Here is a 15,421-nt window from a genome sequence, read left to right on the forward strand (position 1 = left end):
GTGACCTTCAAGGCTGAGTACATCTGGATCGACGGCACCGAGCCGACCGCGAAGCTGCGCTCGAAGACCAAGATCCTGGCGGACGGCGCCGAGCTGCCCATCTGGGGCTTCGACGGGTCGAGCACCAATCAGGCCGAGGGACACGCCTCCGACCGGGTGCTGAAGCCGGTCTTCTCGTGCCCCGACCCGATCCGCGGCGGGGACGACGTCCTCGTCATGTGCGAGGTCCTGAACATCGACATGACGCCGCACGAGTCCAACACCCGTGCGCGGCTCACCGAGGTCGCGGAGAAGTTCGCGGGCCAGGAACCGATCTTCGGGATCGAGCAGGAGTACACCTTCTTCGAGGGCTCCCGTCCGCTGGGCTTCCCCGTGGGCGGCTTCCCGGCCGCGCAGGGCGGCTACTACTGCGGTGTCGGCTCGGACGAGATCTTCGGCCGCGACATCGTCGAGGCGCACCTGGACAACTGCCTCAAGGCGGGTCTGGGCATCTCCGGTATCAACGCCGAGGTCATGCCGGGCCAGTGGGAGTTCCAGGTCGGCCCGCTGGCGCCGCTGGAGGTGGCGGACCAGCTCTGGATCGCCCGCTGGCTGCTCTACCGCACCGCGGAGGACTTCGACGTCTCCGCGACGCTCGACCCGAAGCCGGTGAAGGGCGACTGGAACGGCGCGGGCGCGCACACCAACTTCTCGACGCGGGCGATGCGCGAGGGGTACGACGCGATCATCACCGCGTGCGAGTCGCTGGGCGAGGGCTCCAAGCCGCTCGACCACGTCAAGAACTACGGCGCGGGCATCGACGACCGGCTGACCGGTCTGCACGAGACCGCCCCGTGGAACGAGTACAGCTACGGCGTCTCCAACCGCGGCGCGTCGGTGCGTATCCCGTGGCAGGTCGAGCAGGACGGCAAGGGCTACATCGAGGACCGCCGTCCGAACGCCAACGTCGACCCGTACGTGGTGACGCGGCTGATCGTCGACACCTGCTGCACGGCCCTGGAGAAGGCCGGCCAGATCTGAGCCGACGGGCCGGTCCCGACGGGCGCGGACCCCATGGGCCGTCCCGACGGGCCGTCCACCCCGCTCACAGCTCCCGGAGGGGGGCGGTCGCCGACAACGGCGTCCGCCCCCCTCCGCCGTACCGCCCCCCTCCGCCGTCCGGCACCGATCCGCCGTACCCGCACCGTCCGGTCGCGAGGTCCGGCCGGCCGCCGCGCCACCGCGCCACCGCTTCGGTGGCGCTGTGCTGACCGTCACGTCGCGGAAGCGCGTGGACAGCGGAAAGCGACCTGCTGCGACACGCCGGTATCTGCTTCAATGGGGGCATGGCCAGCCACCAGCACCCCGCGACAGGTCCCAGCGACCTGGAGCCGTTCTGGCCGTCCCGGCAGCACCACGACTTCGACCGTGTGTGTTGCGCCGCGAGGAACGCGTCGGCCCTCTAAAACCTCCTTCGAGGCCTTCGGCCGCCGCGCACGACGTACGTCCCGTCCGTCCTGTCGCCTCGACGACTCCCTCGCGCGAAAGAGCTGACCCCTCATGGCGAACCCCCGCTCCTTCTCCGCCACGGCGGCCGCGGCCGCCGCACACAACCAGAAACCGGCGACGCCCGGCCGTCACCGGCTCCGTGCCGTCGACCGTGACGAGACCGCCCCGGCGGCCCCCCGTCCCGCCGCCGCTCCCACCGGACAGGTCGTGGACTTCCTGCCGCCCGGCGCGACCTGGCTGCCCGCGCCCCAGCACACGCTGCCCTCGCTGCCGGGACAGCCGCCGATGATCGGCTATCTCGTCCTCGTACCGGCCGACCAGCAGGCCGCCGTGCTGGCCGCCTCCGCGCCGTACCGCCCCGCGGGGACGGACCCCGCCGGGTCCGCCGGGCCGGGGGACACCTCCGGCGCGCGGGCCACGGGCGACGGTCCTGTCCGGATCGACAACGCCCAGCGGATCGCCGTCGTGGACGGGAAGCCGCTGGACCTGACGTATCTCGAATTCGAGCTGCTGGCCCATCTCGTGGCGCACCCCCACCGGGTGCACACCCGCGACCAGTTGGTGACCACGGTGTGGGGCTACGGGCATGTGGGCGACGGGCGGACCGTCGATGTCCATGTGGCACGGCTGCGCCGCAAACTGGGGGCCGAGTACCGCCGCACCATCCAGACCGTACGCCGGGTCGGGTACAAGTACACGCCCTGAGCCGCACGCTCTGAGCCTCCAGGCCTGACCGGTCCGCTTCCGGACCGGTCAGGCTCTGTGCGCCCGGCGCGGAGGAGTTACGTCCGGGCTCGGGAGCGTGCGCGGACGCGGGCCGACAGACCCAGCGCACCGTCCAGGACCAGGAACACCAGCAGGCTGATGCCCAGCAGCGGCACGAACCAGCCGACCAGGGCCACCACCGCCGCGACCGGCAGCAGAACGGTGAGCGGCACCCGGCGCCAGGCACCGCGCGGTATCGGCCTGCCCACGGTCAGCCCGCGCTCCTTGGTGGGTCTGCGCTGCCACCACATCCGGTAGCCCCACACGATGAGCAGGATCAGCGCGAGAGCGAGAGCCGCGAGCGCGAGCTGATTGACCAGTCCGAGGAAGACGCCCATATGGGCGTCGATCCCGAAGCGGGTGAGCTGGGCGAGCAGGGGATAGTCGGCGAAGCGCAGCTCGTCGATGATCATGCCGTTGGCGGGATCGACGGCGACCGAGTCGAGCCTGACCGGGACCTGGGTGTCCGTCTGGGCGATGACATAACCGCTCCCCTCCTTCGGCAGGGTCACCGAGAGCGGTCCGTCGAGACCGGCCTGACGTGCGGCGACGACCGCCAGATCGACTCCGACATCCATGGCGCCCGCGCCGTCCGTCCCTTCCATCCCCGGCATGTCCTCCATGCCCTCGTGGCCCTCATGGCCGCCGCCGGCTCCGCCGGTACCCCCTTCGAGGGTGGCCGAGACGGCCGGAGTGGCGCCGCCGAGCTGGTCCTGGACCGCGCCGATGTTCTCGCCCGCGTACCGCGACCAGGTCAGCCCCGTGGCGGAGAGCAGCACCAGCCCGGTCACGGCCCACAGCCCGACCGAGCCGTGCAGCGAGAGCGTCCGGCGCCGCCCGGTGGCCCCCCGCTCGGGTATCAGCAGCGCGCGCTTCGAGGCGCGTCTGCGCCCGGTCCAGAGCAGAACCCCGCCGAGGGCGACCACCCAGAGCCAGCTCGCGGCGAGTTCGCTGTAGATACGGCCGGGCTCGCCCAGATGGAGATGGCGGTGGAGTTCGGAGATCCAGGTACGGAGCGGCAGGGCGCCGGAACTGCCGTAACTGGTCAGCTCTCCGCGTATCTCCGCGGTGTACGGATCGACGAAGACGGCGAGCGACTTGCCCTCCTCGACGCCGGGCGCGGTCATCAGGACCTGGGTGGTGGCGCCGTCTCCCGCCGGGAGGCGTACGGAGGTGACCGTGCCGTCGGGGCGTGCGGCGCGGGCGGCGTCGAGCTGCTGGGAGAGCGGAACGGTACGGTCGCCGACCGGCGCCCGCAGCTCGTGCCGGTAGATCACCTTCTCCGCCTGGAAGGAGAGGGCGTAGAGGAAGCCGCTGGTGGCGGCCACCAGCAGAAGCGGGGCGATGAGCAGGCCCGCGTAGAAGTGCAGACGCAGCACAAGGGGCCGCAGGGCACTCCAGCCGGACGGAGTGCCCGCCGCGGATTCGGGCGCCGACTCGGACGCGGATTCGGGTGCCGGCTCGGGGGCCGGCTCGGAAGTGGTCGTGCCGTGCGCGGCGGCGCCCTGTACGGGGTCGTCGATGGCCATGACTGTCCTCGGTGTTGGCGTGGGCATGGGGAATCCGGCCCCGGCCGCCGCCCGACGTCAGACAGTGGTGATGGCAGCGGCTCCAGGGGCCGTGGTACGAGCGGTACGGAACGCGGGCGGACCGCGCCGCGAGAGCGTGTGCGCCGGTATGACGCCCTGGACACGGTCCGTCGCGGTGGTCTCCGGGCGGGGCCGTATCAGCCGTGGCGCCGCGGGCAGCCGTACGGCGGTGAGCAGCAGCCGGAGCGGCGAGAAGGCCAGGGCGCCGACGGCGTGCACGAGCCGGAAGAGGGCCGCCTCGCCCCGGGCCAGCCAGAGCGCGCAGACGGCGGCGGCGAGGAGATGGGCGGCGAGCATGCCGACGGAACCGTCGGTGAGGGCGTCCAGCACGCCCGGCTGCCCCTCGGGCCCGGTGCCCGCGCCGCCCATCCGCATGGCCGTCCCCATGTCGGGGCCCATGCCGACATCCATGCCGACGTCCACGCCGGAGCCAGGGCCGATGCTCATACCGGGGCCCGCGCCCAGCCCCGTACCCGCGTCGGGATGCGTACGCGGTCCATGCGCGGACGCGGACAGCCGGGCGGACGCGGACAGTCCGTAGGGCAGCGCCCCGGCGAAGAGGAGATGCAGCACGCCCTGCACCGTGACCAGGGCGGCCCCGATCGAGCCGGCCCCACGGCGCCGGCTGCCCGCGAGCCAGGCCAGACATCCGGTCACGCCGAACGCCGTCCACAGCGCCCCGGGCGGGATCTCATGCCCGGATGTGTACGAATGCCCCACCGCCGCCAGAGTCACGCACACCGCCGCGAAGGCCGCGGCCCGCAGGGCGCGCAGCGGCGACCGGGCATCTGTCATGGTCCGCACATGCTGCCATCTCCGTGGGACCGAGCGGGAGATCCCCGGACCCCCCGATTCCCCTGACGGCGAATACCACTGTCCTCGACGCCCGCTCACGGGCAGAGTCGGTGCCATGAGACTCCTGATCCTCGGTGGTACGGAATTCGTCGGCCGCGCTGTCACGGAGGCGGCGCTCGGGCGTGGTTGGGAGGTGACCGTCTTCCATCGCGGCCGTCATGAGGCACCGGCGGGCGTGGTCACCCTGCTCGGCGACCGCACCGCCCCCGACGGTCTGGCCGCGCTCGCCAAGGGCGAGTGGGACGCGGTCGTCGACACCTGGTCGGCGGCCCCCTCCGCGGTGCTCTCGGCGGCCCGGCTGCTGGCCGGCGCCGTCGACCGGTACGCGTACATCTCCAGCCGCTCGGTGTACAGCCACCCGGCCCCGCCCGGTCTGAACGAGGACGGCCCGCTGGTGACGGGCGCTTCGCCGGAGGCCGGCCAGACCGCCTACGCCCAGGACAAGCGGGGCGGCGAACTGGCCGCCGAGGCGGTCTTCGGCAACCGGGCGCTGCTGGTGCGCGCCGGACTGATCCTCGGCCCCTGGGAGAACATCGGCCGGCTTCCGTGGTGGCTGGGCAGGATCGCCCAGGGCGGTCCCGTACTGGCCCCGGGCCCCCGCGACAACCCGCTCCAGTACATCGACGCGCGCGATCTCGCCGAGTGGACCCTCGACGCGATACGCCAGGAGCTGGGCGGTCCTTACAACCTGGTGAGCCCAGCCGGGCACACCACCATGGGGGAACTCCTCGACACCTGCGTCCGGGTGACCGGCTCCGACGCCGAACTGCGCTGGACGGCGCCGGAGCAAATCCTCGCGGCGGGTGTCGAGCCCTGGACGGACCTGCCGGTCTGGCTGCCGCGGGGGGAACTCCACGACACCCTGCACCAGGGCGATGTCTCCAAGGCCCTGGCCACGGGTCTGCACTGCCGTCCGGTGGCGGAGACCGTCGCGGACACCTGGGCCTGGCTGGAGTCGATCGGCGGCCGGGCACCACAGCGCCCGGACCGCCCCACGGTGGGCCTGGCCCCCGAGCTGGAGGCCAAGCTGCTCACCACGGACTGACCCCGAACCGGACCGAGCAGAACGGGACCGGACAGGACCGGACCGGACGGAACAGGACCGGGCCGGGCCGGGCGGAACAGGACCGGGCCTAGAGCCGCGTGGATATCGCGGCCGTCAAGGTGCTCCTGAGCCTCGCTATCCCCCGGTGCCACTCGCCGTCCTCCCCGTCCGCGTCGACCCAGAGATCACGCAGCTCGGATTTGTCCGCCGTCACCCGGTCCAGGGCCCGGAGCGCGAGGGCTCTCAGCTCCTCGGGGAAGCGGGGCAGGGGCTCGTCCGGGCCGTACACCGTCTCCACGGGCGGTCCGCCGGGGCACTGCTCGGCGACCAGCGCGGCGGCGGCCACCGCCACCACCGCCTCGTCGCTGTCCAGATAGTCCTCGGTGGCGGTCGCGCGGAGGAGCGCCTCACGCACCAGTTCCGTACGCCTCGCCTCTGTCGCGTCGTCCAGATCCCCGGCGAAGTCCGCCGCCGTGTCGTTGTCGAAGTGGCCGGTGTCCCATGTGCCCATGGTCTGCCCCCTGGTCGTTCCTCATCCCGTCACAGAGATCGTGCCAGGCACCACTGACAATCCACCTCGCCGCTCCACCTCGCCGCTCCACCCCGCCGCTCCACCCCGCGCACGGACATGGCCCGGACGCCCCCCGTGGAGTGTCCGGACCATGAGCCGGCGGGAAACCGCCGAGCCGTCAGCGGGTCGTCACCGGCGCCGCGTGCCGGGGCCCCGGAGCTCCCGCACCCGCGTCCCCGTCACCGTTGCCGTCACCGTTGCCGTCCCCGTCTCCGTGCTCCAGCTCCGGCAGCCACCGCAGCCCCCTCGGCGTACGCCAGTTCCGCTCCCCCAGCAGCGCCATCACCGAAGGCAGCAGCACCATCCGCACCAGCGTCGCGTCCAGCAGCACCGCCACCGCCAGCCCCACGCCCATCTGCTGCATGTCCTGCATGGACAGCGTCCCGAAGACCCCGAAGACAGCGACCATGATGGCCGCGGCACCGGTCACCGCGCCCGCCGTGCGCCGGATGCCCTCGCGGATCGCCGACGAGGTGTCCAGCCCCCGGTCGCGGGCCTCCCTGATCCGGGAGACCACGAACACGTGGTAGTCCATCGACAGCCCGAAGAGCACCACCAGTACGAACAGCGGCATCCAGCTCTCGATCGCCCCCACCTTCTCCGTACCGAGCAGCTCCGCCCCCCAGCCGTGCTGGAAGACAGCGACCATCACCCCGTACGCGGCCACCACGGAGAGCAGATTGAGCACGATCGCGGTGACGGCGATGACATACGACCGGAAGCAGACCAGCATCAGCAGGAAGGTCACGGCGGTGATGAAGACGAAGACCGGGACGATGCCTCGCTTGAGCTGCGCGGTGAAGTCCACCGACCCGGCGAGATCACCGGTCACATGGACCTGCGCGCCCGTGCCCGCGAAGGCGGCGGGCAGCCGTTCCTCGCGCAGTTCGGCCAGGGCCGCCTTCGAGCGTCCGTCGCTGCCGTTGCCCGCCAGCGGGACCTCGATCTCCGCGACGTTCCGCTCCTCGTGCACGGTCACCCTGGCCCGGGACTCCCCGGACGTCGCGGACGTCGCGGACTCCCCGGCGATCCGCCCGAGCGCCTTCCGTACCCCGGCCGACCCGATGTCGTCGGCCTTCACGACCACCAGCGCCGGTGCGGGACCGCCCGGGAACGTCTCGGTGATATGCCGGTACGCGACCGTCAGCGAGGCCTCCGAGCCGAACTGCTTCTCCATCCCCAGCGATTCGGTCTTCATACCGAGCGCCGGCACCGCCAGGGCCACCAGCACCGCCGCCGACACCACCGCGAAGAGCTTCGGCCTGGCCAGTACGGGCCTGAGGAGCGCGCCCGCCAGTCTGCCGCTCTCGTGCGCCCGGCCGCCGCTCCCGCCGCTCTCGTGCGCGGTCTTCTTCCCGCGGCGGTTGAGGAACGGCACGCGTCCGGCGTCGATACGGTCGCCGAGCCAGGCCAGCAGCGCGGGCAGCACGGTCACGGAGCCGAGCATCGCGATGAAGACGACCAGGATGGTGGCGAGGGCGAAGCCCTTGAAGAGCATCAGCCCGGACAGGAACATCCCGGCCATCGCGACCATCACCGTCACCCCGGAGACCAGGACGGCCCGGCCGCTGGTGGCCGCCGCGATCCGCAGCGCGGTCTCGGCGTCGCGTCCGGCGGCGCGCTCGTCACGCTCGCGCCGCAGATAGAACAGGCAGTAGTCGACACCGACGGCGAGTCCCATCAGGAACATCACGGAGTAGGTCGTCTGGAAGAGATGGAGCTGGTGGCTGGCGAGCGAGAGCAGTCCGAACGCGGCCATGCACGCGGTGAGCGCGAGCCCGACGGGCAGCAGCGCGGCGACGACGGCCCCGAAGGCGACCAGCAGGATGCCCAGCGCCAGCGGTACGGCGGTGAACTCGGCCCGCCGGAAGTCGTCGGCGAGCAGATCACCGAGCCATTTGCCCGAGCTCGCCTCGCCGAACTGGTATATCCGTACGTCCCGGTGGGTCTCCCCGGTCTCCCGTACGGCGTCCAGCACGGGCTGCACCCGGTCGGCCGCCGTCGTCGAGTCGCCCTTGATCTCAAAGCTGATCAGGGCGTCCCTGCCGTCCTTCGAGGGAAGGGGCGGTTCGATCCTGCCCACCTCGCCCGTCCCGCGTACGGCCTCGGTCAGCTCGCCGGCGGCCGTCCGCCAGCCGCCGTCGGTCCGGCTGCTGACCATGACCAGCTCCCCGGCCGGATGGTCGATCCCGGCCTCGTCGAGGATGCGCTCGGCCTTGGCGGAATCGCCCGCGCCGTTCTCGGACGCCGTCATCTCGACCATGCCCGAGGCGCCGCCGAGAGCCGCGGCCAGAACGACGAAGAGCAGCCAGCCCATGATCGCCGTCTTGCGATGGTGTGCGCTCCACACACCGATACGTGCCGCGAGATTCTGTCTCGTGCTCATGGCGGTTTCGCCTCCAGAGGTAAGAGCGGGGTAAGCCGGGACCAGACGTTCACGACGTTAGGAATCCGGGACCGTCCGCCCCAGCCGCCAGGCCCCCTGATCGGGGGTGGTGCTGGCAACACCCCTGGTAGGGGGGTGACCGGCTGCCGGGTCCCGTCGGGGCCGTCCAGACTGGGTGCCACGCCCGGAACCAGGGCCGTCGGCGGGCGCCGCGAAGGCCGCCCGCCGCGAGGGACCGTGAAGAACCATGAAGGAGAGAGATCGCCATGGACGGACGGAAGATCCGGGAGTCGCTGACGGCGGCATGCCGGGGGCTGGCGCTGTCGTTCGTCACGCTCGCCGGGTCGATCACACTCTTCGTGCTGACGGTGGTCTCGATCGCCCTCATCCCGCTGGGCGTGGGAGTCGTCACCACCCCGGCGCTGGTGGCAGCGGTCAGAAAACACGCCAATTACCGCCGGCTGCTGGCCGCCACCTGGTCGGACGTACGGATTCCGGTGCCGTACCGCCCGTTCCCGCCGGACATACGCGGCGGGATCACCGGTCAGGTCGAGCGCTGCACCCTGCTGCTCAAGGACCCGGCGACCTGGCGTGATCTCCAGTGGCTGCTGATCGACATGACCATCGGCAGTGTCATCGCCCTGCTGACCTTCGCCGTGAACCTCTACGCGCTGGAGGGATTCGTCCTGGCCGCGGGCCTGTGGCGGGTGTTCAGGAACGACCCGTACTGGTACGGGTTCGTCCCCGTCGACAGCCAGCTGACGGGACTGGCCGCCGCCGCGCTCGGTCTGGTGCTGCTCGTCCTCGGTATGCGCTACGCCGCCGATCTGCTGCGGCTCCACTTCCTGCTGGCCAGGCCGCTGCTCGCGCCCACCCATGACCAGGCGCTGGCCCTGCGGATCGAGCGGCTGACCGAGTCCCGGCACGACGCGGTGGACACCTCGGCGGCCGAGCTGCGCAGGATCGAGCGCGATCTGCATGACGGCGCGCAGGCCAGGCTGGTCGCGATGGGCATGGATCTGGGCACCGTCGAGGCACTGATCGAGCGGGACCCGGCACGGGCCAAGGAGCTGATCGGCAAGGCCCGTCAGTCCTCGGCGGAGGCGCTCACCGAGCTGCGCGACCTCGTCCGGGGGATCCATCCGCCGGTGCTGGCGGAGCGGGGGCTCGGTGACGCCGTGAAGGCGCTGGCGCTGCGGCTGCCCATGCCGACCGAGGTCGGTGTGGAGCTGCCGGGCCGTGCGGAGGCGCCGGTCGAGTCGGCCGCGTACTTCGCGGTGAGCGAGGCCCTGACCAACGCGGTCAAGCACGCGAACGCCGACCGGATCTGGGTCGATCTGTCGTACGGGGAGGGAATGCTGCGTATCGCGGTCACCGACGACGGGGTCGGGGGGGCGATGATCGGGAAGGGGTCGGGGCTGAGCGGTCTGGAACGCAGGCTCGGTACATTCGACGGTGTCCTGGCCGTCAGCAGCCCCGCGGGCGGTCCCACCATGGTGACCATGGAGATTCCTTGCGAGTTGTCCTAGCCGAAGATCTCTTCCTGTTGCGTGACGGTCTGGTCCGGATGCTGGAGGCGTTCGGCTTCGAGATCCTGGCGGCGGTGGAGAGCGGGCCCGAACTGACCAAGGCCCTCGCGGAGCTGACGCCGGACATCGCGGTCGTGGATGTCCGGCTCCCGCCGTCCCACACGGACGAGGGCCTCCAGTGCGCGCTCGCCGCGCGGCGCGCGCGTCCCGGGCTGCCCGTCCTCGTACTGTCCCAGCACGTCGAGCAGTTGTACGCGCGCGAGCTGCTGGCGGACGGCAACGGCGGGGTCGGCTATCTGCTGAAGGACCGGGTCTTCGACGCGGACCAGTTCATCGACGCGGTACGGAGGGTCGCGACGGGCGGTACGGCGATGGACCCCCAGGTCATCTCGCAGTTGCTGTCCCGGCGTGCGCAGGACAGACCGATCGGCGGTCTGACACCGCGTGAGCGCGAGGTGATGGAGCTGATGGCACAGGGCCGCTCCAATGCCGCCATCGCCGGCCAACTCGTCATCACGGAGCGGTCGGTGGCCAAGCACACCTCGAACATCTTCGGGAAGCTGGACCTGCCGGTGTCGGACGACGACAACCGCCGGGTGCTCGCGGTGCTCGCGTATCTGGACCGGGACGCGTGACACCGGATCGGCCGCAATGAGGGGTATCCGCCCGGTTTGTTGATGGAGTTTTCTATGAATTCGCGCGGCGGCTGAACACCCCGCGAATCAGGTCCGTATGGAACGGAGCGCTTCGCTTCTCCCCCTGCCGAGATTTCCCTGTAACCGGCAAACGAAGCTTGAGGAGTTCCATGGGACGCACATCGAGAAAACGCTCCACACTGGCAAACCGGGCGATCGCCGCCTCGGCTGCCTTGCTCCTGGGCGGGGGTGGGCTGGTAGCGATGAATGTCTACGCATCCGCGGGTGAGGGCAGGTCCCACCAGCGTCCGCCGCAGAGTGAGAATGCCGGACAGGCGATGTCGACCATCGACTGTCCTGATGTGGCGAACGAACTCACGGACGTACCGCGAGGAGCACGCTGGCAGGTCGACCGTGAGCTGGCCAAGATCGACAGCCAGATCACCCAGGCCTACCAGCGGTTCGCCGATCAGAAGGAGCAGATCGAGCAGGATCCGGCCCTCGCCGAGAACACCATTCTCAATCCGCTGAAGCAGAAGCGGCTGGCCTCGCTGGAGCGGATCACGAACGCGATCGACCGCGTCGGCAGGCGTCCGCAGGGTCTGGAGGCGCTGGCGCCCTGCACCCTGCGGGCCGACGGCAACGCCGGTGGCGGCGGACAGAACGGCGACGGTCAGACCGGCGGCCAGGACGGCGGCCAGGGCCAGGACGGCGGTCAAGGTCAGGACGGCGGCCAGGACGCCGGCCAGGGCCAGGATCCGGGCCAGGGCCAGGACGGCGGCCAGGGCGACGGACAGAACGGCGGCGGCGAGGCCGGTGGCGGCGGACAGGCCGGCAACGGTCCCGAGGCCTCCGACTTCGTCGACATCACGACCGTCCAGCCGAATGTCAGCCAGCCCCGTCAGCGCCGCGGCTCGTCAAAGGGCGCTTTCACCACCGAATGCGGTCGCAACGAGGCCGGAAAGTTCAATTCGGACAATGTCATCGTCGCACCAGGTGTGAGCAATGGTGCTCACCATATGCACGATTACGTCGGCAATCAGTCCAATGACGCCTTCGCGACCGACGACATTCTCGCCGCCGCGGCGACCAGTTGCCGTAATCAGGGTGACAAGTCGACGTACTACTGGCCGGTCCTGCGTCTCCAGAACGGACAGGCGGAGGCCGACGCCAATGCCGACGGCGGTGGCAAGGAGGGCAATGTCGGGGAGATCCAGACTCCGGCCCAGGTGACCCTGAAATTCGCGGGCAGCCCGGTGTCCAAGGTCACGGCGATGCCGCGGTTCCTGCGGATCATCACCGGTGACGCCAAGGCGTTCGTCAATGGCAACGCCAACGCCAATGCCTCGTGGAGCTGCACCGGATTCGAGAACCGCCAGCTCAAGGACAAATACCCGATCTGCCCCGAGGGCAGCCAGGTGGTCCGTACGTTCAAGTTCCAGAGCTGCTGGGACGGCCAGAACACCGACAGCGCCAACCACCGCACGCATGTGGCGTTCGCCGACCAGAACGGCCGCTGCCAGAACGGCTTCAAGGCGATTCCGCAGCTCCAGCAGCGGATCGTGTACGCCGTGCCGCCGGGGCCGGGATTCGCCCTGGACTCCTTCCCCGAGCAGCTCCACAAGCCCGTCACCGACCACGGCGACTTCATCAACGTCTTCGACGAGAACCTGATGAACCGGGTGGTGAGCTGCATCAACACCGGGCGTAAGTGCCGCTGACGCACGGGCAGGGCGGGCGCGGGCACCGCTGGACGCACCGCGGACGGCGTTACCGCGTCAACCCCCCGCACCCGCGCCGCGCGGCCGGCTCATGTCGTGACCCGAGTGCCCCTCGTGCTCCCCACCACCGCTCCCGGTGGCTCCGGTACTCCCGGTGCTGCCGGTGCTCCCGGAGTGGTGTGACGAGCCGGTCTCCAGGGTCCCGCCGAGCCGGCCGCGCAGCGCCGCGACCACCTTCGCGTCACCGACCGCGACCCACTTCCTGCCGACGAGATACGAACCGCCGTAGTCCTTGGCCTCGTTGATCCACTCGCGCTGGCCGCGGTCGGTGGCGAAGGTGGCCAGCACATACTTTCCGTCGCCCGTGGCGCAGTTGGCCTGCCGCAGCTCGGTCGCGTCGGTCTGGATGTTCGGCTCGCACTCCGCCTGCGAGGCGAGCTGTTCGAGGCTCCCGGTCGCCGTCTTCGGCGCGTCGGGAGCCTTGTTGTCGTTCGAGTCGTGGTCCGCGCCGTCGTTCGCGCCACAGCCGGCCGCCAGAACCAGGGCCAGGGCTGCCAGTACCACTCGGGATCGTTCCTTGCGCATGGGGCCATCGTGCCCTGTGAGCCCACCGGTGCGGGAGGGAACGGCGGGATGGGATGGACCCGCGGCACGGACCCGCAGGACCGGCCCCCGGGACAGACCCCCGGGACGGACCCGCGGGACGGACCCCCGGGATGGGATGTGGTGACCATCCGACGTATCGCTCGTTCTGCTGAACGTGCCCCAGGACAAAGCCGTCACCGCCGCCGTGACCCCTTCCGAACCTCCGGCCGCCGCCATCGGCGTCGAACAGGCCGAGGCGGCCCTCGTCGAGCACTACCCCCGGCTCGTCCGGATCGCCTATCTCGTACTGCCGCCGTCGCTCGGCCGCAACCGGCGAGTGCTGACCGCGCACGCCCTGGTGCAGCGCTCGCTCCCGCGCGGCCGTACGGCGGCGGACGGTTCCGGGATCCCCGCGCCGCGCCGCACGGACGGGAGCGCGCGGGACCTCGGGTACGCGTACGTACGCGGGCGGGTACTGCGCCAGGCGCTGGAGGCCGGACGTCCGCTGCGCCGCCTCGCCCGGCCCAGACGCGCCCAACTGCCGCCGCTGCTGCCGCACGTGTGGGGGCTGAGGCTGTTCCCGCACTCGGGCGGGGCGGACGAACTCGCCCTGGACCAGCGGCTGTCCGGGCTCTCCTCGGCGGCACGCGCGGCGTTCGTGCTGCGCGGTCTGGAGGGGCTGGCGGACCCGGAGGTACGGCGGGTGCTGGGCGCGGCGGGGGTCCGGGACGCCGACACGGCGCTCGCGCAGGCCGGCGGGCTGAGGACGGTCGGCACGGTGGACGCCGGCGAGCTGCTGGACTCGCCGGAGTTCGACCCCTGTTCGCTCCAGGCACGGCCCACGGACCTGATGCGCCGCCGCCAGCACGCGCGGGCCGCGCTCGCCGCCATGGCGGCCGTGGTCGTCTGCGGCGCGCTGTTCGGGCTGCCGGGCAAGGGGTGGGGTCCGGACGGGGCGGCGGCGCCCGCGTACGCGCGCAACCCCGCGAGCGAGGCGGCTCTGGATCCGGCGCGGGTACGGCGGGTCGCGCCCGCCGCGTGGGAGACCTCCGCCCGTACGGACTTCTCCGTCTGGCCCGCGCGCGGACCACTGGCCGGGGACCGGGACCTGCTGCGCCGGGCGCTGGCGGTCTGGACGCGGCCGGGGGCGGCGGTACGGGTCACGGCGACCCCCTCGACCCCGCCGGGTCCGCCCATGGGACCGCCCCAACTCCTGTACGCGGGACGGGTCGACGCGGCGCGGGTGGTGCTCTTCCACGACGGTCTGCGGGTGGTGCGGTACGCGGAGCCCGTGGCGGGCGGGCACGGAGGCGGCGGCCGGGCGGGCGGCGCGGACGACGACGCGGCCGTGGCGCTCGACTTCGCGCGGGTCGACGGCGCGGACGCGACGGTCTCGGGGGCGCTGGTCCTCGGCCGCTCCGACGGCAATGTGCGCTATCTGACGGCGCCGTGGGTGCGGGAGACGTCCGTACGCGATCTGCTCGACCCGGAGGGGTCCGCGCGTCCGCTGCGCCGTGACACGCACGGGGTGACGGAGCCGCTGGACAGCCCGGCGACGGCGCGGGACTGCGCGTCCTGGGACACGCTGGAGGTACGCGCCGACGGTACGGAGCGGCTGCTCACCGATCTCGGCGAGCTGATCCCCGCGCGGCTGACGTCCGGACCGCCGTCGTCACCGGAGGACGTGTCCGACGCGGCGGACCGGGCGGCCTGGGCGCGTACGGCCTGTCTGCTGCCGGCGGTGCGGTCGCACGGGGTGCGCTCCGTGAACTCCTGGGAGTACGCCCGCCAGCCCCTGCCCGAGTCCAACGGTACGGCGCGGTGGCTGTGCACCCGCGCGGAGACCTGGCGGGGGACGGACACCCGCGTCCTGGCCCAGTTCCAGGCCCCCTCGGAACGCCCGGCCGCCCCGGCCGCGGTCGCGGCCCGAGCGGAGGACACCCCGGCCTGCGGCGCCCGCGAGCCCCGGGTGCTGGCGGGCGTGCTGTGGAAGTCACGGGACGGCCGGTGGTACGTACTGGCGGCGGGCAGCGAACAGCTCGCCTCGCTGGAGGTCTCGGGCGGCATCGAGGCCCGCGCGAAGGGCCGCCTGCTGGCGGTCAGGTCGAAGGAGGGCACGGAGGCGGCGCTGTACGGCAAGGACCGGGAGGGCACGAGAGTGAACGCCCTCCGCTGACCCGGACCCGCCTCCCGGCAGTGCGCCTCCCGGTGCGCCTCCCGGCGGGGCCGCCGGCCACGATGTCGTCGTGGAG

The 15,421-nt window shown here is 71.8% G+C and carries 12 protein-coding genes; 7 read left to right on the forward strand and 5 right to left on the reverse strand.

Annotated elements, in window-relative coordinates; genetic code table 11:
- Both glnII and ACWGDX_RS15750 read left to right on the forward strand, forming a co-directional pair.
- Window positions 1–1,020, forward strand: coding sequence for a glutamine synthetase (gene glnII, locus ACWGDX_RS15745; protein WP_453625904.1), 1,020 nt, complete (start codon window positions 1–3; stop codon window positions 1,018–1,020).
- Between the two features lie 519 nt (window positions 1,021–1,539).
- On the forward strand, window positions 1,540–2,193 hold the full coding sequence (locus ACWGDX_RS15750) for a winged helix-turn-helix domain-containing protein (protein WP_453625906.1): 654 nt from the start codon (window positions 1,540–1,542) through the stop codon (window positions 2,191–2,193).
- A gap of 77 nt (window positions 2,194–2,270) precedes the next feature.
- Here the strand turns inward: ACWGDX_RS15750 and ACWGDX_RS15755 are convergent, their stop codons facing one another.
- Both ACWGDX_RS15755 and ACWGDX_RS15760 read right to left on the reverse strand, forming a co-directional pair.
- Window positions 2,271–3,782, reverse strand: coding sequence for a PepSY-associated TM helix domain-containing protein (locus ACWGDX_RS15755; protein ID WP_453625908.1), 1,512 nt, complete (start codon window positions 3,780–3,782; stop codon window positions 2,271–2,273).
- A gap of 57 nt (window positions 3,783–3,839) precedes the next feature.
- Window positions 3,840–4,637: a hypothetical protein gene (locus tag ACWGDX_RS15760; protein WP_453625910.1), complete on the reverse strand. Its 798-nt coding sequence runs from the start codon at window positions 4,635–4,637 to the stop codon at window positions 3,840–3,842.
- Window positions 4,638–4,752: 115 nt separating this feature from the next.
- On the opposite strand from ACWGDX_RS15760, the gene ACWGDX_RS15765 reads away from it, so the two are divergent.
- A complete protein-coding gene (locus tag ACWGDX_RS15765; RefSeq protein ID WP_453625912.1) occupies window positions 4,753–5,742 on the forward strand; it encodes an NAD-dependent epimerase/dehydratase family protein in 990 nt (329 codons plus the stop codon).
- Window positions 5,743–5,830: 88 nt separating this feature from the next.
- Here ACWGDX_RS15765 and ACWGDX_RS15770 read toward each other — a convergent pair whose 3' ends face one another.
- Window positions 5,831–6,253, reverse strand: coding sequence for a DUF4259 domain-containing protein (locus ACWGDX_RS15770; RefSeq protein ID WP_453625914.1), 423 nt, complete (start codon window positions 6,251–6,253; stop codon window positions 5,831–5,833).
- Window positions 6,254–6,431: 178 nt separating this feature from the next.
- Window positions 6,432–8,699, reverse strand: coding sequence for an MMPL family transporter (locus ACWGDX_RS15775; protein WP_453625916.1), 2,268 nt, complete (start codon window positions 8,697–8,699; stop codon window positions 6,432–6,434).
- 266 nt (window positions 8,700–8,965) lie between these two features.
- Between ACWGDX_RS15775 and ACWGDX_RS15780 the strand changes: the two genes are divergently transcribed.
- From ACWGDX_RS15780 to ACWGDX_RS15790, 3 genes are all read left to right on the forward strand, one after another.
- A complete protein-coding gene (locus ACWGDX_RS15780) occupies window positions 8,966–10,228 on the forward strand; it encodes a sensor histidine kinase (protein ID WP_453625918.1) in 1,263 nt (420 codons plus the stop codon).
- Window positions 10,213–10,863 carry a LuxR C-terminal-related transcriptional regulator gene (locus tag ACWGDX_RS15785; protein ID WP_453625920.1) on the forward strand — a complete coding sequence of 217 codons (651 nt, stop codon included), beginning with the start codon at window positions 10,213–10,215 and terminating at the stop codon, window positions 10,861–10,863. The genes ACWGDX_RS15780 and ACWGDX_RS15785 overlap by 16 nt, the downstream gene beginning before the upstream one ends.
- 170 nt (window positions 10,864–11,033) lie before the next feature.
- Window positions 11,034–12,584, forward strand: coding sequence for a DUF1996 domain-containing protein (locus ACWGDX_RS15790; RefSeq protein WP_453625922.1), 1,551 nt, complete (start codon window positions 11,034–11,036; stop codon window positions 12,582–12,584).
- A 57-nt stretch (window positions 12,585–12,641) separates the two neighbouring features.
- Here the strand turns inward: ACWGDX_RS15790 and ACWGDX_RS15795 are convergent, their stop codons facing one another.
- Window positions 12,642–13,169, reverse strand: a complete 528-nt coding sequence (locus ACWGDX_RS15795; RefSeq protein ID WP_453625924.1) for a hypothetical protein — start codon at window positions 13,167–13,169, stop codon at window positions 12,642–12,644.
- A 175-nt stretch (window positions 13,170–13,344) separates the two neighbouring features.
- On the opposite strand from ACWGDX_RS15795, the gene ACWGDX_RS15800 reads away from it, so the two are divergent.
- Window positions 13,345–15,345: a hypothetical protein gene (locus ACWGDX_RS15800; protein ID WP_453625926.1), complete on the forward strand. Its 2,001-nt coding sequence runs from the start codon at window positions 13,345–13,347 to the stop codon at window positions 15,343–15,345.
- The last annotated feature ends 76 nt before the right edge of the window (window positions 15,346–15,421 follow it).

The sequence above is a fragment of the Streptomyces sp. NPDC055025 genome, from assembly GCF_053608565.1.

Coding starts and splice junctions, on each gene's coding strand:
- ACWGDX_RS15750 (WP_453625906.1), top strand. CDS start 1,540: ATGGCGAACCCCCGCTCCTTCTCCGCCACGGCGGCCGCGGCCGCCGCA.
- ACWGDX_RS15755 (WP_453625908.1), bottom strand. CDS start 3,782: ATGGCCATCGACGACCCCGTACAGGGCGCCGCCGCGCACGGCACGACC.
- ACWGDX_RS15760 (WP_453625910.1), bottom strand. CDS start 4,637: ATGACAGATGCCCGGTCGCCGCTGCGCGCCCTGCGGGCCGCGGCCTTC.
- ACWGDX_RS15765 (WP_453625912.1), top strand. CDS start 4,753: ATGAGACTCCTGATCCTCGGTGGTACGGAATTCGTCGGCCGCGCTGTC.
- ACWGDX_RS15770 (WP_453625914.1), bottom strand. CDS start 6,253: ATGGGCACATGGGACACCGGCCACTTCGACAACGACACGGCGGCGGAC.
- ACWGDX_RS15775 (WP_453625916.1), bottom strand. CDS start 8,699: ATGAGCACGAGACAGAATCTCGCGGCACGTATCGGTGTGTGGAGCGCA.
- ACWGDX_RS15780 (WP_453625918.1), top strand. CDS start 8,966: ATGGACGGACGGAAGATCCGGGAGTCGCTGACGGCGGCATGCCGGGGG.
- ACWGDX_RS15790 (WP_453625922.1), top strand. CDS start 11,034: ATGGGACGCACATCGAGAAAACGCTCCACACTGGCAAACCGGGCGATC.
- ACWGDX_RS15795 (WP_453625924.1), bottom strand. CDS start 13,169: ATGCGCAAGGAACGATCCCGAGTGGTACTGGCAGCCCTGGCCCTGGTT.